This window comes from Streptomyces luteogriseus, from assembly GCF_014205055.1.
Lineage (GTDB): Bacteria > Actinomycetota > Actinomycetes > Streptomycetales > Streptomycetaceae > Streptomyces > Streptomyces luteogriseus.
On record NZ_JACHMS010000001.1, the window covers coordinates 5,586,146 to 5,606,673 of the forward strand.

13 protein-coding genes and 2 pseudogenes are annotated in these 20,528 nt (G+C 71.2%); 12 read left to right on the plus strand and 3 right to left on the minus strand.

Annotated elements, in window-relative coordinates:
• Positions 1-387 precede the first annotated feature (387 nt).
• A complete protein-coding gene (gene recD2 / locus BJ965_RS24840; RefSeq protein ID WP_184910905.1) occupies positions 388-2,667 on the plus strand; it encodes an SF1B family DNA helicase RecD2 in 2,280 nt (759 codons plus the stop codon).
• Positions 2,668-2,846: 179 nt separating this feature from the next.
• Positions 2,847-4,136 carry a citrate synthase gene (locus BJ965_RS24845; protein ID WP_097216753.1) on the plus strand — a complete coding sequence of 430 codons (1,290 nt, stop codon included), beginning with the start codon at positions 2,847-2,849 and terminating at the stop codon, positions 4,134-4,136.
• Between the two features lie 618 nt (positions 4,137-4,754).
• Here BJ965_RS24845 and BJ965_RS24850 read toward each other — a convergent pair.
• Positions 4,755-6,995, minus strand: coding sequence for a heavy metal translocating P-type ATPase (locus BJ965_RS24850; RefSeq protein ID WP_184910907.1), 2,241 nt, complete (start codon positions 6,993-6,995; stop codon positions 4,755-4,757).
• 110 nt (positions 6,996-7,105) lie between these two features.
• On the minus strand, positions 7,106-7,345 hold the full coding sequence (locus tag BJ965_RS24855) for a heavy-metal-associated domain-containing protein (RefSeq protein WP_184910909.1): 240 nt from the start codon (positions 7,343-7,345) through the stop codon (positions 7,106-7,108).
• Positions 7,346-7,448: 103 nt separating this feature from the next.
• Here BJ965_RS24855 and BJ965_RS24860 point away from each other — a divergent pair.
• Together BJ965_RS24860 and BJ965_RS24865 are read left to right on the plus strand one after the other, a co-directional pair.
• Positions 7,449-7,811, plus strand: a pseudogene (locus BJ965_RS24860) (MMPL family transporter); the annotation flags it as partial.
• 143 nt (positions 7,812-7,954) lie between these two features.
• Positions 7,955-8,998 carry a zinc-dependent alcohol dehydrogenase family protein gene (locus BJ965_RS24865; RefSeq protein ID WP_184910911.1) on the plus strand — a complete coding sequence of 348 codons (1,044 nt, stop codon included), beginning with the start codon at positions 7,955-7,957 and terminating at the stop codon, positions 8,996-8,998.
• A 64-nt stretch (positions 8,999-9,062) separates the two neighbouring features.
• On the opposite strand, the gene BJ965_RS24870 is transcribed toward BJ965_RS24865, so the two are convergent.
• Complete coding sequence (locus tag BJ965_RS24870) at positions 9,063-9,257, minus strand: helix-turn-helix transcriptional regulator (RefSeq protein ID WP_184910913.1); 195 nt, start codon at positions 9,255-9,257, stop codon at positions 9,063-9,065.
• A 362-nt stretch (positions 9,258-9,619) separates the two neighbouring features.
• Here BJ965_RS24870 and iolC point away from each other — a divergent pair, with 362 nt between their 5' ends.
• The 8 genes and pseudogenes from iolC (at position 9,620) to BJ965_RS24905 (ending at position 20,477) form a co-directional block, all read left to right on the plus strand.
• A complete protein-coding gene (iolC, locus tag BJ965_RS24875; protein ID WP_184910915.1) occupies positions 9,620-10,570 on the plus strand; it encodes a 5-dehydro-2-deoxygluconokinase in 951 nt (316 codons plus the stop codon).
• Positions 10,567-11,448 carry a Cgl0159 family (beta/alpha)8-fold protein gene (locus BJ965_RS24880; protein ID WP_184910917.1) on the plus strand — a complete coding sequence of 294 codons (882 nt, stop codon included), beginning with the start codon at positions 10,567-10,569 and terminating at the stop codon, positions 11,446-11,448. Before iolC ends, BJ965_RS24880 begins: the two co-directional genes overlap by 4 nt.
• 64 nt (positions 11,449-11,512) lie before the next feature.
• Positions 11,513-11,629: pseudogene (locus BJ965_RS40470) on the plus strand (5-deoxy-glucuronate isomerase); the annotation flags it as partial.
• Positions 11,630-11,712: 83 nt separating this feature from the next.
• The gene (gene iolD, locus BJ965_RS24885) at positions 11,713-13,596 is read left to right on the plus strand and encodes a 3D-(3,5/4)-trihydroxycyclohexane-1,2-dione acylhydrolase (decyclizing) (RefSeq protein ID WP_184910919.1); all 1,884 of its coding nucleotides are present in this window, start codon (positions 11,713-11,715) and stop codon (positions 13,594-13,596) included.
• 14 nt (positions 13,597-13,610) lie between these two features.
• A complete protein-coding gene (gene mmsA / locus BJ965_RS24890) occupies positions 13,611-15,113 on the plus strand; it encodes a CoA-acylating methylmalonate-semialdehyde dehydrogenase (protein WP_184910921.1) in 1,503 nt (500 codons plus the stop codon).
• A 203-nt stretch (positions 15,114-15,316) separates the two neighbouring features.
• Positions 15,317-16,708, plus strand: coding sequence for an APC family permease (locus BJ965_RS24895; protein ID WP_184910923.1), 1,392 nt, complete (start codon positions 15,317-15,319; stop codon positions 16,706-16,708).
• Between the two features lie 248 nt (positions 16,709-16,956).
• Positions 16,957-19,614, plus strand: coding sequence for a CocE/NonD family hydrolase (locus BJ965_RS24900; RefSeq protein ID WP_184910925.1), 2,658 nt, complete (start codon positions 16,957-16,959; stop codon positions 19,612-19,614).
• Complete coding sequence (locus BJ965_RS24905; protein ID WP_184910927.1) at positions 19,611-20,477, plus strand: ABC transporter permease; 867 nt, start codon at positions 19,611-19,613, stop codon at positions 20,475-20,477. The genes BJ965_RS24900 and BJ965_RS24905 overlap by 4 nt, the downstream gene beginning before the upstream one ends.
• Positions 20,478-20,528: the final 51 nt, after the last annotated feature.

Here is a 20,528-nt window from a genome sequence, read left to right on the forward strand (position 1 = left end):
GGAAGACCCCGGGGCCACGATCGCGTGCTCCCCGGAAATCGCCGGAGCCATCACCAGGAGCGTCAACGTGCCGACGGCACACAGTCCGACGAGGAGCGTGCCCGCGGTGTGGGCGCGCCCGGGCGCACTCGGGCCAAGGGGACGCATCGGTGTCACAGTCGCTCCGGAATCGAGTCCGCCCCCCATTTCTCGAACCCCTGAATTCTTCCACGGGAAAGGGTCACAAAAGGGGCGGCTCGGATGCTTGAACTGTAAAGCTTCGCGTCCTCTTGTGAATTCGCCGTGAAAGGTGAACTCCGATGTGCATACTGATCGGTCGCTTTATGAGAGGGCCGCCGGTGTTCCGTCCGCCGCCGCACTGTCGTACCCGGGCGGTACCGTCGGATCATGACCGATCAGGCGGGGGCCGCCCAGGCGGGCGAGCGGCGACTGGCCACGCTGGAAGGCGTACTCGAACGCATCACGTACGCCAACGAGGAGAACGGCTACACGGTCGCCCGGGTCGACACCGGCAGAGGCGGCGGCGACCTCCTCACGGTCGTCGGTGCGCTGCTCGGCGCACAGGTCGGCGAGTCCGTGCGCATGGAGGGCCGCTGGGGCTCCCACCCGCAGTACGGGAAGCAGTTCCACGTCGAGAACTACACGACGGTCCTGCCGGCCACCGTCCAGGGCATGCGCCGCTACCTCGGCTCGGGCCTGGTCAAGGGCATCGGCCCGGTCTTCGCCGACCGCATCACACAGCACTTCGGCATGGACACCCTCCGGATCATCGAGGAGGAGCCCAAGCGCCTCATCGAGGTCCCCGGTCTCGGCCCCAAGCGGACGAAGAAGATCGCCGACGCCTGGGAGGAGCAGAAGGCCATCAAGGAGGTCATGCTCTTCCTCCAGACCGTCGAAGTCTCCACGTCCATCGCCGTGCGCATCTACAAGAAGTACGGCGACGCCTCCATCTCCGTCGTGAAGAACCAGCCGTACCGCCTCGCCTCCGACGTCTGGGGCATCGGCTTCCTCACCGCCGACAAGATCGCCCAGTCCGTCGGCATCCCGCACGACAGCCCGGAGCGCGTCAAGGCGGGCCTGCAGTACGCGCTGTCCCAGTCCACCGACCAGGGCCACTGCTTCCTCCCGGAGGAGCAGCTGATCAAGGACGCGGTCAAACTCCTCCAGGTCGACACGGGCCTGGTCATCGAGTGCCTGGCCGAGCTGGCCGAACCCCCTGAGGACGGCGAGGACCCCGGAGTCGTACGGGAGAAGGTCCCCGGACCCGACGGCGGCGAGTCCGTCACCGCGATCTACCTCGTCCCCTTCCACCGCGCCGAACTCTCCCTCTCCGCCCAGTTGCTGCGCCTCCTGCGCACCGACGAGGACCGCATGCCGGGCTTCCGGACCGTGGCGTGGGACAAAGCGCTGGGCTGGCTGAAGGGGCGCACGGGCACCGAGCTCGCGCCGGAGCAGGAGGCCGCCGTCAAGTTGGCGCTGACCGAGAAGGTCGCCGTCCTCACCGGCGGGCCCGGCTGCGGCAAGTCCTTCACGGTCCGCTCGATCGTGGAGCTGGCCCGCGCCCGGAAGGCGAAGGTCGTGCTGGCCGCCCCCACGGGCCGGGCCGCCAAGCGCCTGTCCGAGCTCACCGGCGCCGAGGCCTCCACCGTCCACCGCCTGCTGGAGCTCAGGCCCGGCGGCGACGCGGCCTACGACCGGGACCGCCCGCTGGACGCCGACCTGGTGGTGGTCGACGAGGCGTCCATGCTGGACCTGCTGCTTGCCAACAAGCTGGTGAAAGCCGTGCCGCCGGGGGCGCACCTGCTGTTCGTCGGGGACGTCGACCAGCTGCCCAGCGTCGGCGCGGGGGAGGTGCTCCGCGACCTCCTGACCGACGGCGGCCCGATTCCCGCGGTCCGTCTCACGCGGGTCTTCCGGCAGGCCCAGCAGTCCGGTGTGGTGACGAACGCGCACCGGATCAACGCCGGCCAACACCCGGTCACGGACGGCATGAAGGACTTCTTCCTCTTCGTCGAGGACGACACCGAGGCCGTCGGACGGCTCACCGTCGACGTGGCCGCCCGTCGCATTCCGGCCAAGTTCGGGCTGGACCCGCGCCGGGACGTCCAGGTCCTCGCCCCCATGCACCGCGGCCCGGCCGGCGCGGGCACCCTCAACGGCCTGCTGCAGCAGGCCGTCACCCCCGGCCGCCCCGATCTGCCCGAGAAGAGATTCGGCGGACGGGTGTTCCGCGTCGGCGACAAGGTCACCCAGATTCGCAACAATTACGAGAAGGGGGAGAACGGTGTCTTCAACGGCACCGTCGGCGTGGTCACCTCGCTCGACCCGGTCGACCAGCGCCTGACGGTGCTCACCGACGAGGACGAGGAGGTGCCGTACGAGTTCGACGAGCTCGACGAGCTGGCACACGCGTACGCCGTGACGATCCACCGCTCCCAGGGCAGCGAGTACCCGGCGGTCGTCATCCCGGTCACCACGAGCGCCTGGATGATGCTCCAGCGGAACCTGCTCTACACGGCCGTCACCCGGGCCAGGCAGCTGGTCGTCCTCGTCGGTTCACGCAAGGCGATCGGCCAGGCGGTGCGCACGGTTTCGGCGGGTCGGCGGTGCACGGCACTCGACTTCCGGCTCGGTTCAAAGAAAAATGATCGATCAAATGAGTCGTGAAGGTCACAAGGCACTTCCAGAAGGGGAACGCAGGGGGCAGGATGAGCAAGTTGGCGGCACTCAGTGCCGTCGATAGGCCCGATGGTCGACCCCGAGTGCACTCTCCTGAGCCAAGTGGGGGATGGTAGAGACAGTCAGGGCAACCTCGAAGATGAGGCACAACGTCGGTGAGGGAAGACGTGAGCGACAACTCTGTAGTACTGCGGTACGGCGACGGCGAGTACACCTACCCGGTGATCGACAGCACCGTCGGTGACAAGGGCTTCGACATCGGAAAGCTCCGAGCCCAGACCGGTCTGGTGACGCTGGACAGCGGTTACGGCAACACGGCCGCGTATAAATCCGCCGTCACGTACCTGGACGGCGAAGCGGGCATCCTGCGGTACCGCGGCTACCCGATCGAGCAGCTGGCCGAGCGCTCCACCTTCCTGGAGGTCGCCTACCTGCTGATCAACGGCGAGCTCCCGACCGTCGACGAGCTCTCGGTGTTCAAGAACGACATCACGCAGCACACCCTGCTGCACGAGGACGTCAAGAACTTCTACAAGGGCTTCCCGCGCGACGCCCACCCGATGGCCATGCTGTCCTCGGTCGTCTCGGCGCTGTCCACGTTCTACCAGGACAGCCACAACCCGTTCGACGAGCGCCAGCGCAACCTCTCGACGATCCGCCTGCTCGCCAAGCTCCCGACGATCGCGGCGTACGCGTACAAGAAGTCGATCGGCCATCCGTTCGTCTACCCGCGCAACGACCTGGGCTACGTCGAGAACTTCCTCCGCATGACCTTCTCGGTCCCCGCGCAGGAGTACGACCTGGACCCGACCGTGGTCTCCGCGCTCGACAAGCTGCTGATCCTGCACGCGGACCACGAGCAGAACTGCTCGACGTCCACGGTCCGCCTGGTCGGCTCCTCGCAGGCGAACATGTTCGCCTCGATCTCCGCCGGCATCAACGCCCTGTGGGGCCCGCTGCACGGCGGCGCCAACCAGTCGGTGCTGGAGATGCTGGAGGGCATCCGCGACTCCGGCGGCGACGTCGACTCCTTCATCCGCAAGGTGAAGAACAAGGAGGACGGCGTCCGCCTGATGGGCTTCGGCCACCGGGTCTACAAGAACTTCGACCCGCGCGCCAAGATCATCAAGGCCGCCGCGCACGACGTGCTGTCCGCCCTCGGCAAGTCCGACGAGCTGCTGGACATCGCGCTGAAGCTGGAGGAGCACGCGCTCTCCGACGACTACTTCGTCGAGCGCAGCCTCTACCCGAACGTCGACTTCTACACCGGTCTGATCTACCGGGCCATGGGCTTCCCGACCGAGATGTTCACGGTCCTGTTCGCCCTCGGCCGGCTGCCGGGCTGGATCGCCCAGTGGCACGAGATGATCAAGGAGCCGGGCTCCCGCATCGGCCGCCCGCGCCAGATCTACACGGGTGTGGTCGAGCGCGACTTCGTGCCCGTCGAGGAGCGCTGAGGCGCAAGCCCGCGTCGGCCCCCGTATCCGCTTGCCGGGTGCGGGGGCTTTCGCGTGCGCTCTCGCGTGCTCTCTTACATGATTTCTTACGCAATGAAGAAGGCGCCCCGGCGCCGGTCCCCCCACGGGCCGACGACCAGGGCGCCTTCCCAGTCCCGGTACGGATTCCCCCCACGGGATCCGGCCGGGCGTCTGTGAGGACAGCGCCTGAAACCGCTGTTCAGCAGAACGAGCAAAACTCGCCGCACTGCTGTGGTGTGCGATCTGCCGGGACACGCCCGGGAGGGCCGCTCAAAGCTTCCCGGTGTGCGTGCCCCGGCAACGCATCTCTGAAGAAGTCCCCCAAGACATCTCCAGACGTCAGGTGGCGCCCCCCAAGACGCTCCCTGACATCGTCAACTTAGACCTTCGAACCCCTTCGATGGTTACGTTCACATCACTGTGATCTGCGTCTCTTGCGTATGTCCGTTAGATGCGCAAGAGCCCGGAAATGGAGCGACCGGGACCCAAGCGTAAGGACGATGCGAGAGCCTTGTGAAGAGCTTATGTGAGCCGGGCCCGGGACTCCAGAGGGGCTCAAATCGCGTCGCCGTGAACTTAGGGGGAATTCAGGGGACTTCACCGGAATGTCCGCAGCCGCAGACTGTTCGTGACGACGAAGACCGACGAGAACGCCATCGCCGCCCCCGCGATCATCGGGTTCAGCAGGCCCGCGGCGGCCAGCGGCAGCGCCGCCACGTTGTAGCCGAAGGCCCACACGAGATTGCCCTTGATCGTGCCCAGGGTCCGGCGGGAGAGCCGGATCGCGTCCGCGGCCACCCGCAGATCGCCGCGGACCAGGGTCAGATCGCCGGCCTCGATCGCCGCGTCCGTGCCGGTGCCCATGGCCAAGCCCAGATCGGCGGCGGCGAGCGCGGCCGCGTCGTTGACGCCGTCACCCACCATCGCGACGACCCGCCCCTCGGCCTGCAGCCGCCGTACCGCGTCGACCTTGTCCTCGGGCAGGACCTCGGCCACCACCGTCTCGATCCCCACGGCCGCGGCCACCGTCTCGGCCACCGCACGGTTGTCCCCGGTCAGCAGTACCGGCGTGAGCCCCAGGGCGCGCAGCTCGCGCACGGCCTCGGCGCTGGTCTCCTTGACCGCGTCCGCCACCTCCAGCACGGCCCGCGCCGTTCCGTCCCAGCCGGCCAGGACGGCCGTACGTCCGGCCCGCTCGGCCTCGTCCCGCGCGCGGGCCAGCTCCGCCGGTACGTCGTCGAAGAGGCGCCCCACGGCGACGTCCAGGCCCTCCACGCGACCGCGCACGCCCCGCCCGGGGACGTTCTCGAACCCTTCGACCTCCGGGAGCCGCCCGGCCCTCTCCTCGGCGCCCAGCGCGATCGCGCGGGCGACCGGATGCTCGGAGGCGTGCTCGACGGCGCCGGCCAGCCGCAGCACCTCCTTCTCGTAGGTGCCCTCGGCGGCGTGGACCTCCTGGAGGGTCATCCGGCCGGTGGTGACCGTGCCGGTCTTGTCCAGGACGACGGTGTCGACCCGGCGCGTGGACTCCAGGACCTCCGGGCCCTTGATGAGGATGCCGAGCTGGGCGCCGCGGCCCGTGCCGACCATCAGCGCGGTCGGTGTGGCGAGGCCCAGCGCGCACGGGCAGGCGATGATCAGGACCGCGACGGCCGCGGTGAACGCGGCGACGGCGTCACCCGTCACCCCGAGCCACGCCCCGGCCGTGGCGACGGCGATCAGCAGCACCACCGGCACGAAGATCCCGGAGACCCGGTCGGCGAGCCGCTGCACCTCGGCCTTGCCGTTCTGCGCGTCCTCCACCAGCTTCGCCATCCGCGCGAGCCGGGTGTCGGCACCGACCCGGGTGGCCTCGACGACCAGCCGCCCGCCCGCGTTGACCGTCGCGCCCGTGACCTGGTCCCCGACCGCCACGTCCACCGGCACCGACTCGCCGGTCAGCATCGAGGCGTCCACGGCCGAGACCCCCTCGACGACCGTGCCGTCGGTGGCGATCTTCTCGCCGGGCCGTACGACGAACCGGTCGCCGACGGTCAGCCGCTGTGCCGGGATCCGCACCTCGCGCCCGTCCCGCAGTACGGCGACGTCCTTGGCGCCCAGCTCCATCAGCGCCCTGAGCGCCGCTCCGGCACGGCGCTTGGAGCGGGCCTCCAGATAACGGCCCAGCAGGATGAAGGCGGTGACGCCGGAGGCGACCTCCAGGTAGATCGAGGAGGCGCCGTCGCCGCGCGTGACCGTGAACTCGAACGGGTGCCGCATGCCCGGCATGCCCGCGTCGCCGAGGAACAGCGCCCACAGGGACCAGCCGAAGGCGGCCAGGGTGCCGATGGAGACCAGGGTGTCCATGGTGGCGGCGCCGTGCCGGGCGTTCGTCCAGGCGGCCCGGTGGAAAGGCAGCCCGCCCCAGACGACGGCCGGCGCGGCAAGGGTGAGCGAGAGCCACTGCCAGTTGTCGAACTGGAGCGCCGGGACCATCGCCAGGAGGATCACGGGCACGGCCAGGGCGGCCGAGACGACGAGACGGCTGCGAAGGGCCGTCAGCTCGGGGTCCTCGTCCTCGGCGGCCGGGGCCTCCTCCCGCGGGGGCGCGGGCTCCTCGGCGGTGTACCCGGTCTTCACGACGGTGGCGATCAGATCGGCGACGTCGGTCCCCTCGGGGCAGGTGATCCGGGCCTTCTCCGTCGCGTAGTTCACCGTGGCCGTGACGCCGTCCATCCGGTTGAGCTTCTTCTCGACGCGGGCCGCGCAGGAGGCGCAGGTCATCCCGCCGATGAGCAGCTCGACCTCGGCGAGGGCCGGCGCGTGGCCGGCCGGTGCCTGGGCGGTGGTGCTGGTCATGTCCTCACTCCAGGAGATGCGGGGCGCCCGGGGAAACACGACGGGCCGTACGGGCCGGGGCGGCGGCCGTACGGCCCGTACCCGGGTACGAGTGCCAGGTCCCGCGTGTCTCAGACCCGGCCGGCCAGTTCGAAACCGGCCTCGTCGACGGCGTCGCGGACGGCCTTGTCGTCGAGCGGGGCGGCGGAGACGACGGTGACCTCGCCGGTCTTGGCGACGGCCGTCACCGAGCTCACGCCGGCGATCCGGGAGATCTCGCCGGAGACCGCGCCCTCGCAGTGTCCGCAGCTCATGCCGCTCACCTTGAAGACGGTGGTGACGGGGCCCGTGGTGTCGGTCTGGGCGGTCATGTCGTTACTCCTCGTCGAGACATGCGGGGCTCTGGGGTCCGCTGGGGGACCCGCACCATCCCACTGTACCCCTAGGGGGTATCGGTTCACGACGTCACCATCAGAGGCTCCAGATGGCGCAGGAGGGCGCTCTTGGCCCGTCCGGCACGGCCTGGCACGCACCGGCGGACTGATCACGGCGGCGGCGGTCATCCTGGCCGTGGTCATGCTCGCGATCGGCACGTCCCGGGTCACCAACACCAAGATGCTCGGCCCGGGCATCGCCCTGGCGGTCCTGATGGACGCGATGATCGTCCGCAGCCTCCTGGTCCCCGCGGCCATGCGCCTGACCGGCCGCGCCACCTGGTGGGCGCCGGGCCCCCTGCGCCGTTTCCACGAGAGCTTCGGCCCGGGCGAAGGCGAACCGGCCCGGCCGGTGGGTGAAGCGGAACCGGCCCGGGAAAAGGTCGGGGCGGTGCCCGGCTGACGGGACCGGCGCCCCGGCGCCCGGATCGGCAGCGCCCCTCGGCGCACCGCTAGCGTTCCCCGAAACGCTGAACGCCCGGGGCGCCAGGGCACCCACCGCCCTCGGAGGCCCGGGCACGGCATGAGCGAAAGGCGGGTGGGTCCATGAGAGCCGTGGTGTTCGAGCGGTACGGGGAGGCGGCCGAGGTGCGGGACGTCCCGGACCCGGAGCCCGCGGAGCACGGGGTCGTCGTGCGGGTCGAGGCCACCGGGCTGTGCCGCAGCGACTGGCACGGCTGGCAGGGCCACGACCCGGACATCACCCTGCCGCACGTGCCCGGGCACGAACTCGCCGGGGTCGTCGAGGCGGTGGGAGCCCGGGTGACCGGGTGGCGGCCCGGGGACCGGGTCACCGTGCCGTTCATCTGCGCCTGCGGCACCTGCCCGTCCTGCGCCGCGGGCGACCACCAGGTGTGCGAGCGTCAGACCCAGCCCGGCTTCACCCACTGGGGATCCTTCGCCCAGTACGTGGCGCTGGACCACGCCGACGTGAACCTCGTCGCGGTGCCCGGGGAGCTGTCCTTCGCGACGGCGGCCTCGCTCGGCTGCCGGTTCGCCACGGCGTACCGGGCGGTGGTGCAGCAGGGCCGGGTCGCGGCGGGGGAGTGGGTCGCGGTGCACGGCTGCGGCGGGGTCGGGCTCTCGGCCGTGATGATCGCGGCCGCGGCGGGAGCCCGGGTCGTGGCGGTCGACGTGTCGGAACGGGCCCTGGAGCTGGCGCGGAGGTTCGGCGCGGCACAGTACCTGGACGCGGCAGCCGTGCCGGACACCGCGGCCGCCGTCCGAGAGCTGACCGGCGGCGGTGCACACCTCTCCCTCGACGCACTCGGCTCACCCGGCACCTGCGCCGCCTCCGTGAACGGGCTGCGCCGCCGCGGCCGGCACGTCCAGGTCGGCCTGCTGCCCTCTCCGGCCGGCACGACACCCGTGCCGATGGCCCGCGCCATCGCCCTGGAACTGGAACTCCTCGGCAGCCACGGCATGGCCGCGCACGGTTACCCGCCGATGCTGGAGCTGGTCCGCAGCGGTGTGCTCCGCCCCGACCTGCTGGTGACGTCCACGATCGCCCTGGACGAGGTTCCCGCCGCGCTGGCGGCGATGGGGGCCGCGCCGGGAGCGGGGGCGACGGTCATCGAACCGTGGAGCTGACACACCGGCGGACGACCCTGCCCCACGCGGCGGTGGGGCAGGGGGCCGGGGCAGGCGGACGGGGTCACTCTCTTCGGCGGTTTCCGGGCCTGGCGGCGACCCAGGCCCGGACCGTGTCGGCGTACCAGTAGGGCTTGCCGCTCTCGACGTGGTCGGGCGGGGGCAGCAGCCCGTGTTTGCGGTAGGACCGCACGGTGTCGGGCTGCACCCGGATGTGCGCCGCGATCTCCTTGTAGGACCAGAGCCTTCGGTCGGTCATGACGTGCACCTCCGTGCGCGCACTGCGGCGGCGGCCGTGGACGGCCGTCCGGGGGAGCCGGGCGCTGCGCTGGCGATCAACAAGCCTGTGTCCGGTCAACGACGCCCGGTGGGACCGGGCAGGGCCTGTGCGCCGGGTGTGACGGAAGACCCGCGTACTCGCGACACGTGTGACACGAGGGAGGTGTTTGTGACACAGCCGCGACAAAGGGGCGTACCGGAGTGCCGGAGGGGTGCCTTGACACGGACCCGGACAAACGGAAAGCGCTGTCATGATCTGGTCCGAATGTCTGGACAAAACATTGACAGGGCTTCGCGAGGGGGCTACAAAACCGGGGAGAGCCGAGCATCGAGGGGACACCGATGGCGTACGACCTGATCACCATGGGGCGGATCGGAGTGGATCTGTATCCGCTCCAGACCGGCGTCCCGCTGCCGCAGGTCACGTCCTTCGGCAAGTTCCTCGGCGGCTCGGCGAGCAACGTCGCGGTGGCCGCGGCCCGCCTGGGGCGGCGGACGGCGGTGATCACCCGTACCGGCGACGACCCCTTCGGCACCTACCTCCACGAGGCCCTGCGGGGCTTCGGCGTGGACGACCGCTGGGTCACCCCGGTCCCCGGCCTGCCCACACCGGTCACCTTCTGCGAGGTCTTCCCGCCGGACGACTTCCCGCTGTACTTCTACCGGCAGCCCAAGGCGCCCGACCTGGAGATCGACGCCCACGAGCTCGACCTCGACGCCATCCGCGGAGCCCGGGTCTTCTGGGTCACGGGCACGGGCCTGAGCGAGGAACCCAGCCGCACGGCGACCCTCGCGGCCCTCGCCCACCGCGCCAAGGCCGGCACCACGGTCTTCGACCTCGACTGGCGGCCCATGTTCTGGAACGACCCGGACGCGGCCCGCCCCTTCTACACGGAGGCCCTGCGCCACTCCACCGTCGCCGTCGGCAACCTCGACGAGGTGGAGGTCGCCACCGGCGTGCGCGAACCCCACGCCGCCGCCCGCGCCCTCCTGGACGCCGGTGTCGAGCTGGCCGTCGTCAAACAGGGTCCCAAGGGCGTCCTCGCGGTGAACAGCGCCGGCGAGAGCGCCGAGGTCCCGCCGCTGCCGGTGAACGTCCTCAACGGCCTCGGCGCCGGCGACGCCTTCGGCGGCTCACTCGTTCACGGCCTGCTGGCCGGCCGGGACCTGGAGACGGTCATGCGGCACGCCAACGCCGCCGGCGCCATCGTCGCCTCCCGCCTGGAGTGCTCCTCCGCGATGCCCACGCCGGACGAGATCGAGGCGGCCGTCACCGCGGGGGCCGTCCAGTGACCGTCGACGTCTCCGAACTCGTCCGCCTGCGCAGCCACCGCCCGGAGGCCATCGCCGAGGCAGCCGCCCGCCGCCCCCGCCGGCCGCTGCTGAACGGCGACGGCCGCCTGATGATCGTCGCCGCCGACCACCCGGCCCGCGGTGCCCTCGGCGTCGGCGGCCGTCCCCTGGCCATGGCCAACCGCGCCGACCTCCTCGAACGCCTCTGCCTGGCCCTGTCCCGCCCCGGCGTGGACGGCGTCCTCGCCACCGCCGACATCCTCGACGACCTGCTCCTGCTCGGCGCCCTCGACGGCAAGGTCGTCCTCGGCTCGATGAACCGCGGCGGCCTCCAGGGCGCCCGCTTCGAACTCGACGACCGCTTCACCGGCCACCGCCCCGAGGACATCGAGCGCCTCGGCTTCGACGCGGGCAAGCTGCTCCTGCGCATCGACTACGACGACCCGGGCTCGCTGACCACCCTGGAGTCCACCGCCCGGGCCGTCGACGCCATGGCCGCCCGGCGACTCCCCGTCTTCGTCGAGCCGTTCATCAGCCACCGCGACGAGCGGGGCCGGCTCCGCAACGACCTCTCCGCCGAGGCCGTGACCAAGTCGATCGCCATCGCCTCGGGTCTCGGCGGCAGTTCGGCCTACACCTGGCTGAAGGTCCCGGTCACCGACAACCCCGACGACATGGCCGAGGTCATGGCCGCCTCCACGCTGCCCGCCGTGCTGCTGGGCGGGGAGGTGGGCGACGATCAGGACGGGGCCTACGAGAAATGGCGCGGCGCCCTTCGACTGCCCACCGTGCGCGGGCTGGTCGTGGGACGTTCGTTGCTGTACCCGGCGGACGGAGACGTGGCCGCCGCCGTGGACACCGCCGTCGGACTGCTGTGAGGGCCGCCTCATGACCATCCACACCTTCACCACGGGCGACAGCACAGAAGACCGAGCGTTCCCACTCCCGGGCAGGTCCCGGGCCCAGATCGCCTCCGGCGCGGGAGGCCGCTTTGCTTTGGCAGGAGCGAAGAGCGAGCGACAACTCCCCGCCCGCTACGGCCCCGCGCCGGAGGTCCCCCACGCGAGGTGTACGCGGTCTCCCCGGGTGAACGCCCGTCGTGGCCGTCGCGTATCCGTGAGAACCCAGAGGGAGGGACACCGATGACCTCGACGACGAGGCTGACGGTCGCACAGGCACTCGTGCGGTTCCTGTCCGTCCAGTACACCGAACGCGACGGCGTCCGGCAGCGGCTCATCGGCGCCACCTGGGGCATCTTCGGCCACGGCAACGTCGCCGGCATCGGCCAGGCGCTCCTCGAGCACGCCGAGCGGATGCCCTACCACCAAGGCCGCAACGAACAGGCCATGGTGCACGCGGCGGTCGGCTACGCCCGCCAGTCGAACCGCCTGTCCACCCACGCGGTCACGACCTCCATCGGCCCGGGCGCCACCAACCTCGTCACCGGCGCCGCCCTCGCGACCATCAACCACCTGCCGGTGCTGCTCCTGCCCGGCGACATCTTCGCGACCCGGCCCGCCGACCCGGTCCTCCAGCAGCTCGAAGTGCCGTACGCGGGCGACGTGTCGGTCAACGACTGCCTGCGCCCGGTGTCGAGGTACTTCGACCGGATCACCCGGCCCGAGGCCCTGATCCCCTCGGCGCTGAACGCGATGCGCGTCCTCACCGACCCCGTCGAGACCGGCGCCGTCACCCTCGCCCTGCCCCAGGACGTGCAGGCCGAGGCGTACGACTGGCCCGAGGAGTTCTTCACCGAGCGGGTCTGGACCGTACGGCGTCCCGGCGCCGACCCGGCGGAACTGGCCGAGGCGGTACGGATCATCCGCTCGGCGAAGAGGCCCCTGGTCATCGCGGGCGGCGGCGTCCACCACAGTCGCGCCGAGGAGGCCCTCGCCGAGTTCGCCGGGACCACCGGCATACCGGTCGCCTCAACCCAGGCCGGCAAGGGTTCCCTGCGCCACGACCACCCCCAGGACGTCGGCGGCGTCGGTCACACCGGCACCGCCACCGCGGACGAACTCGCCCGCACCGCCGACCTGGTGATCGGCGTCGGTACCCGCTACACCGACTTCACCACCGCCTCCGGCACGCTGTTCAGCAACCCCGACGTCCGGTTCCTCAACCTCAACATCGCGCCCTACGACGGCCACAAGCTCGCCGGGCAGCCCCTGGTCGCCGACGCCCGCAGCGGCCTCCAGGAGCTCACCGGCGCCCTCCGGCTGCACGCGTACCGGGTCGCCGGCACCTACGCCACCGAGTACACCGAGGACAAGGAGCGCTGGGAGCAGCGCGTCGACGCCTGCTACGAGGTGGACGAACCGGACACCCGCCCGACTCAGCCGCAGGTCCTCGGCGCCCTGGACGAGATCGCCGACGCGTCGGACATCCTGATCAACGCCGCCGGCTCCCTCCCCGGCGACCTGCACAAACTGTGGCGGACCCGGTCGCCCGACCAGTACCACCTGGAATACGGATACTCCTGCATGGGCTACGAGATCCCGGCGGCCATCGGCGTGAAGCTGGCCGCTCCCGACCGGCCGGTGTGGGCGCTGGTCGGCGACGGCACGTACCTGATGATGCCGACGGAGATCGTCACGGCCGTGCAGGAGGGCGTCGCGATCAAGGTCTTGATCATCCAGAACCACGGCTACGCGTCCATCGGCGGCCTGTCGGAGTCGGTGGGCGGGGAGCGGTTCGGCACCGCCTACCGCTACCCGTCCGAGGACGGCTCGTACACCGGGCGGCCGCTGCCCGTGGACCTCGCCGCCAACGCGGCCAGCCTCGGCATGCGCGTGCTGCGCGCGAAGACCGTTCGGGACCTGCGGGAGGCCCTCGCCGAGGCCCGGGCGGCCGACACTCCCACATGTGTCTACGTCGAGACCCAAACGGCAGACACAGTGTCGGGCGCGCCTCCGGCCCAGGCCTGGTGGGATGTACCCGTGGCCGAGACCGCGACACGGCCGTCCGCGGTCAAGGCACGCGAGCTGTACGAACGGCACGTCTCCACCCGACGCCGCCATCTGTGAAGGAGTTCCCGGCCATGACGAAGATCGTCAACCACTGGATCGGCGGCAAGACCGTCGAAGGCGCCTCGGGCACGTACGGGCCGGTGACCGATCCGGCGACCGGCGAGGTGACGACGAAGGTCGCGTTCGCCTCGGTCGACGAGGTGGACGCGGCGGTCGCCGCCGCCAAGGAGGCCTACCTGACCTGGGGCCAGTCCTCGCTGGCCCAGCGCACCTCGATCCTCTTCGCGTTCCGCGCGCTGCTGGACGCCAACCGGGACGCGATCGCCGAGCTGATCACCGCCGAGCACGGCAAGGTGCACAGTGACGCGCTCGGCGAGGTCGCCCGCGGCCTGGAGATCGTCGACCTGGCCTGCGGCATCAGCGTGCAGCTGAAGGGCGAGCTGTCCACGCAGGTCGCCAGCCGCGTCGACGTCGCCTCGATCCGCCAGCCGCTCGGTGTCGTCGCGGGCATCACCCCGTTCAACTTCCCGGCGATGGTGCCGATGTGGATGTTCCCCATCGCCATCGCGTGCGGCAACACCTTCGTGCTGAAGCCGTCCGAGAAGGACCCGTCGGCCTCGCTGAAGATCGCCGAGCTGCTGTCCGAGGCGGGTCTGCCCGACGGCGTCTTCAACGTCGTCCACGGCGACAAGGTGGCCGTCGACCGCCTGCTGGAGCACCCGGACGTCAAGGCCGTCTCCTTCGTCGGCTCGACCCCGATCGCCCGCTACATCCACACCACCGCCTCCGCCAACGGCAAGCGCGTGCAGGCCCTGGGCGGCGCCAAGAACCACATGCTCGTCCTGCCCGACGCCGACCTCGACGCGGCCGCCGACGCCGCCGTGTCGGCCGCCTACGGCTCCGCCGGCGAGCGCTGCATGGCCATCTCCGCGGTCGTCGCGGTCGGCTCGATCGGCGACGAACTGGTGGAGAAGATCCGCGAGCGCGCCGAGAAGATCAAGATCGGCCCCGGCAACGACCCGGCCTCCGAGATGGGCCCGCTCATCACCAAGGTCCACCGCGACAAGGTCGCCTCCTACGTCGAGGGCGCGGCGGCCGAGGGCTGCGAGGTCGTCCTGGACGGCACCGGCCACACCGTCGACGGCTTCGAGAACGGCCACTGGATCGGCATCTCGCTGCTCGACAGGGTGCCCACGTCCGCCAAGGCCTACCAGGACGAGATCTTCGGCCCGGTGCTGACCGTGCTGCGCACCGAGACCTACGAGGAGGCCCTGGACCTCATCAACGCCTCGCCGTTCGGCAACGGCACCGCGATCTTCACCCGGGACGGCGGCGCGGCCCGGCGCTTCCAGCTGGAGGTCGAGGCCGGCATGGTCGGCGTCAACGTCCCGATCCCGGTCCCCGTCGGCTACCACTCCTTCGGCGGCTGGAAGGACTCGCTCTTCGGCGACCACCACATCTACGGCAACGACGGCACGCACTTCTACACCCGCGGCAAGGTCGTCACCACCCGCTGGCCCGACCCGGCCGACGCCCCCGCGGGCGTGGACCTGGGCTTCCCGCGCAACCACTGAGGCGCCGGCCGAGAGTTTTTTCCGGGGGCTCCCTGCGGTTACCGCAGGGAGCCCCCGCCCTGTTCCCGTCGCCCTCCGCTTCCCAAAACAGCAGCGAAGGTGTGATTCTGCTGCGGATTTCGTAGGCAAACAGCCATTGACGTGCGACTTTCGTCGGGGTGTGATGCTGCGCAGTTCACCGCCGAACCGATGGGAACCGCCGCATGACCGACACGCTCCGCCCCGTCGAGACCACCGTCGCCGAGGCGCCGGACAGTCACCCCGGGAAGCTCAAGCGCTCCATCGGAGTCGTCGGCGGCACCCTCCTCACCCTCTCCTGCGTGACCCCCGCCTCCACTCTGTTCGTGGTGGTCCCCGACCTGTTCGGCTCCCTCGGCACCGCCACCGCCCTCACCATCGCCGTCGGCTCGCTGCTCTGCGTCGCGGTGGCGTTCTGCTACTCGGAGCTGGGCACCCTCATCCCCAGCGCCGGCGGCGAGTACGCCATGGTCTCGACGATGGCCGGACGCCTCGCGGGCTGGCTGGTGTTCGTCCTCTCGCTGCTGGTCGTGATGATCGTCCCGCCGGTCATCGCGATGGGCACGGCCGACTACCTCGCCCCCCTCGTCCACCTCGGCCCGTCCTGGACCGGTGCCTCGGTCATGCTCCTCGCGACCCTGGCCGGCCTGCTCGACCTGCGCGCCAACGCCTGGATCACCGGCGTCTTCCTGGTGCTGGAGGTCATCGCGGCGGCCGTGGTGGCGGTCCTGGGCTTCAGCCACACGGAACGCGGCCCGGGCAGCCTGGTCTCGATGGAGGTGGCGGGCCCGAGCGGCGCCCCGGACACCGTCACGGCCCTCCTGGTGGTCTCCGGCCTCGCCATCGCCCTCTTCGTCACCCAGGGCTTCTCCACCGCGGTCTACCTCTCCGAGGAACTCGAGAACCCGCGCCGCTCGGTCGCCCGTACGGTCCTCGCCACCCTCGCCATCTCCACCGTGATCATCCTGGTCCCGGTCGCCGCCATCACCCTGGGCGCCCCCGACCTCGCCGCCCTGACCGGCGGCAACATCTCCGCCATGGTCACCGCCTGGTCCAACTCGGCCGTCGGCACGTTCGTCAGCCTCTGTGTGGCCCTCGCGATCATCAACGCCGGGATCGTCATGGTCATCCAGAACTCCCGCGTCCTGTTCGCCTCGGCCCGCGACAAGGCCTGGCCGGAGCCGGTCAGCGCCCTCTTCTCCCGCCTCGGCCGCTTCGGCTCCCCCTGGGTCTCCACGCTCGCCGTGGGCGTTCCCGGCGCGGCCCTGTGCTTCGTGAACCTGGAGACCCTCTACGGCGTCACGGGCGTCTCGGTGACGGGCATGTACCTGCTCGTCGCGACCGCCGCGCTGCTCTCCCGCCGGGGACACCACAAGCACACCCAGGCCTGGCGCATGCCCCTGTGGCCGGCGGCGCCTCTCCTCCTGATCGTGGTCCTGCTCTACATCCTGAGCCGGCAGGACCCGACGTACCTCCTCTGGACCGGCGGCATCACGGCGGCGGCGACCCTGTACTGGGCCCTGTACCTCCGCCCGCGCAGGGAGACGCGCTGGCTGGTGTCGGTACCGGAGGCGTGAGGGCGGTTCCTTCGAAGCGCCGGGAACTGCATGCCCCAAGGGGCGCGGGGCTGTATCGATGTGCGGCTCCGCCGCGTGGGCGCGAACAACCCCGATGCACCGGCACCCGGCATCGCACGGCCCCCGCCGAGCCAGTCCCCGTACACCACCCGCAGTACGCCGAAAACTCCGTGTACACCCCTGGAAGGCCCCGCACCTCGGTCTCCGGTCGACAACTCATCGACAGTTTCACCCCGTACCGTTGACGCATGGATCTTCGACTGCCCGGACTGAACGGGCTGCTTCGGAGGCCCCGGAGGCTCCTCGCCGCCGGGGCCGCCGTCGTCGTCCTCGCGGGCGCGGGCACATGGACCGCCGTCGCGAACGACGAGACGCCCCCGGTCCACCGCGAGGACCGGGCCCTGCCCACCGGCGACGGCATCCGCATCGACACCTCCTTCTTCACCTCCGGAGGAGACCGCCGTCGCCCCGCCGTCCTGCTCGGACACGGCTTCGGCGGCAGCAAGAAGGACGTACGGCAGCAGGCCGAGGACCTCGCCCGGGACGGCTACGCCGTGCTGACCTGGTCGGCCCGCGGCTTCGGCACGTCGAACGGAAAGATCGGGCTGAACGACCCGAAGGGCGAGGTCGCCGACGTCTCCAAGCTCATCGACTGGCTGGCGAAGCAGCCCCAGGTCGAGCTCGACACGAAGGGCGACCCCCGCGTCGGCATGGCCGGCGGCTCCTACGGCGGCGCGATAGCGCTGCTCACCGCGGGCCACGACCCCCGCGTCGACGCCATCGCCCCGGCGATCACCTACTGGAACCTCGCCGACGCCCTCTTCCCGAACGGCGTGTTCAAGAAGCTCTGGGCCGGCATCTTCGTCAACTCCGGCGGCGGCTGCGAGAAGTTCGAGCCGGCCCTGTGCCGGATGTACGAGCGGGTCGCCGAGTCGGGCGCGCCCGACGCCGAGGCGCGCAAGCTGCTCGAAGAGCGCTCCCCGTCCGCCGTCGGCAAGAACATCAAGGTGCCGACCCTGCTGATGCAGGGCCAGTCCGACTCCCTCTTCCCGCTCGGCCAGGCCGACCGGGCCGCGAAGGCGATCCGCGCCAACGGTGCCCCCGTCGACGTCGACTGGATCGCCGGCGGGCACGACGGCGGCGACATGGAGACCGGCCGGGTCGAAGGCCGCGTGGCGTCCTGGTTCGACCGCTACCTGAAGGACGACAAGGGCATCGACACCGGCCCCGCCTTCCGCGTCACCCGCACCCTCGGCACGGGCTCCGGCGACGGCGAACCCCGCCTGACCGGCGTGACCTCCAACCGCTACCCCGGCCTGGAGGCCGAGCAGCGCTCCATCGCCCTGGCCGGCCGCGAGCAGAGCTTCGACAACCCGCCCGGCGCCAGCCCGCCCGGCATCTCCGCCCTGCCCGGCCTCGGCGGCGCCGGAGGCCTCAGCCAGCTCTCCACGCTCGGCATCGGCGTCTCCCTCGACTTCCCCGGCCAGTTCGCCGCGTTCGAGTCGGCGCCGCAGCGCGAGGACCTCCAGATCACCGGCTCGCCCACCGCCACCGTCCATGTGAAGTCCACCGGCGACGACGCCGTGCTCTTCGCCAAGCTCTACGACGTCGGCCCGGGCGGCGCCACCCGGCAGGTGTTGCCCTCCCAGCTCGTCACGCCCCTCAGGGTCGAGGGCGCCAAGGCAGGCAAGGACGTCACCATCACCCTCCCGGCGATCGACCACGAGATCGACGACGGGCACCGGCTGCGCCTGGTCCTCGCCTCGACGGACCTCGGCTACGCCTCCCCGGTCTCCCCGGCGACGTACACCGTCTCCCTCAAGGGCGATCTGAAGGTCCCGTCGGCCCTCGGCGGACGTGACACCGAGGGCGGGCTGCCCGCCTGGGTGTGGTGGATGCCGATCGCCGGTGCCGTGATCGCCTCGGCGCTGATCATCACGGGCCGCCGCCGCACAGCGGCCCCCGCACCGCCCGACCCCGGGCTCGCCGAAGTCCCCCTCCAGATCACGGACCTGACCAAGCGCTACGCGAAGTCCGCCGACCGGTACGCCGTCAAGGACCTCTCCTTCCGCGTGGAGAAGGGCCAGGTCCTCGGCCTGCTCGGCCCCAACGGCGCCGGCAAGACGACCACCCTGCGCATGCTGATGGGCCTGATCAAGCCCGACGGCGGCGAGATCCGTGTCTTCGGCCACGCCATCAGCGCGGGCGCCCCGGTCCTCTCCCGGGTCGGCGCGTTCGTCGAGGGCGCGGGCTTCCTGCCCCACCTGTCCGGCCGCGAGAACCTGGAGCTGTACTGGCGCGCCACGGGCCGCCCGCCCGAGGACGCCCACCTGGAGGAGGCCCTGGAGATCGCGGGCCTGGGCGACGCCCTCGCCCGCGCGGTGCGCACCTACTCCCAGGGCATGCGCCAGCGCCTCGCCATCGCCCAGGCCATGCTCGGCCTGCCGGACCTGCTCATCCTCGACGAACCGACCAACGGCCTCGACCCACCCCAGATCCGCGAGATGCGCGAGGTGATGATCCGCTACGCCGCCGCGGGCCGCACGGTCATCGTCTCCAGCCACCTCCTCGCGGAGGTCGAGCAGACCTGCACCCATCTGGTCGTGATGGACCACGGACAGCTCGTCCAGGCGGGCCCGGTCGCGGACATCGTCGGCTCGGGCGACACCCTCCTCGTCGGCACGGCCACGCCGGTGGACGAGCCCGTCGTGGAGAAGGTCGCCGCGCTGCCGGGCGTCGCCTCGGCCGTGCGCGCCGAAGAGGGCCTGCTCGTCCAGCTCGACGCCGACGGCACCCCGCAGCGCCTGGTCGCCGACCTCGTACGGCTGGACGTGCCGGTGCGGTCGGTCGGCCCCCACCGCCGCCTGGAGGACGCCTTCCTCACCCTGATCGGAGCCGAAGCATGAGCACGCTCGCCGAGCCGCCCGTCGAGGTCGCCGACGGCTACCGCGCGGGCCGCACCCTGCCCTTCCGCGTCGAGCTGGTCCGGCAGCTGAAGCGCCGCCGCACGCAGGTCATGGCCGGTGTCCTGGTCGCCCTGCCGCTCATCCTGCTCATCGCCTTCCAGGTCGGCGGCGACCCGGGCGGCACCAACAACCGCCTGAACCTCATGGACACGGCGACCGCGTCCGGGGCCAACTTCGCCGCGGTCAACCTCTTCTCCGCGGCCGGCTTCCTGCTCGTCATCCCCGTCGCCCTGTTCTGCGGCGACACGGTCGCCTCGGAGGCCAGCTGGTCCTCCCTGCGCTATCTGCTCGCGGCCCCCGTGCCCCGGGCCCGGCTGCTGTGGTCCAAGCTCGCCGTCGGACTCACCCTGAGCCTGGCCGCGATGATCCTGCTCCCGGTCGTCGCCCTCGCCGTGGGGACGGCCGCCTACGGCTGGGGACCGCTCGAACTCCCCACCGGCGGCAGCCTGTCCACCGGCACGGCGGCTCAGCGCATCCTGATCGTCGTCGCGTACATCATGGTGTCCCAACTGGTCACCGCCGCCCTCGCGTTCTGGCTGTCGACCCGGACGGACGCCCCGCTCGGCGCGGTCGGCGGCGCGGTGTTCCTCACCATCATCGGCAGCGTCCTCGACGAGGTGACGGCCCTCGGCGACTGGCGCCACTTCCTGCCCGCGCACTGGCAGTACGCCTGGCTCGACGCCGTCCGGCCCCAGTTGGAGTGGTCGGACATGATCCAGGGCACGTCGATCTCCGTAACGTACGCGCTGGTGCTGTTCGCCCTGGCCTTCCGCGGTTTCGCCCGCAAGGACGTCGTCTCCTAGGTCAACGGAGGATCACCCACCGGTCTCGAAAGGCCGCCCCTGTGGCCGCTT

What these genes read in the sequence shown, in the direction of transcription:
- recD2 (WP_184910905.1), top strand. Translation starts at nt 388, where the DNA reads ATGACCGATCAGGCGGGGGCCGCCCAGGCGGGCGAGCGGCGACTGGCC.
- BJ965_RS24850 (WP_184910907.1), bottom strand. Translation starts at nt 6,995, where the DNA reads ATGACCAGCACCACCGCCCAGGCACCGGCCGGCCACGCGCCGGCCCTC.
- BJ965_RS24855 (WP_184910909.1), bottom strand. Translation starts at nt 7,345, where the DNA reads ATGACCGCCCAGACCGACACCACGGGCCCCGTCACCACCGTCTTCAAG.
- BJ965_RS24865 (WP_184910911.1), top strand. Translation starts at nt 7,955, where the DNA reads ATGAGAGCCGTGGTGTTCGAGCGGTACGGGGAGGCGGCCGAGGTGCGG.
- BJ965_RS24870 (WP_184910913.1), bottom strand. Translation starts at nt 9,257, where the DNA reads ATGACCGACCGAAGGCTCTGGTCCTACAAGGAGATCGCGGCGCACATC.
- iolC (WP_184910915.1), top strand. Translation starts at nt 9,620, where the DNA reads ATGGCGTACGACCTGATCACCATGGGGCGGATCGGAGTGGATCTGTAT.
- iolD (WP_184910919.1), top strand. Translation starts at nt 11,713, where the DNA reads ATGACCTCGACGACGAGGCTGACGGTCGCACAGGCACTCGTGCGGTTC.
- mmsA (WP_184910921.1), top strand. Translation starts at nt 13,611, where the DNA reads ATGACGAAGATCGTCAACCACTGGATCGGCGGCAAGACCGTCGAAGGC.
- BJ965_RS24895 (WP_184910923.1), top strand. Translation starts at nt 15,317, where the DNA reads ATGACCGACACGCTCCGCCCCGTCGAGACCACCGTCGCCGAGGCGCCG.
- BJ965_RS24900 (WP_184910925.1), top strand. Translation starts at nt 16,957, where the DNA reads ATGGATCTTCGACTGCCCGGACTGAACGGGCTGCTTCGGAGGCCCCGG.
- BJ965_RS24905 (WP_184910927.1), top strand. Translation starts at nt 19,611, where the DNA reads ATGAGCACGCTCGCCGAGCCGCCCGTCGAGGTCGCCGACGGCTACCGC.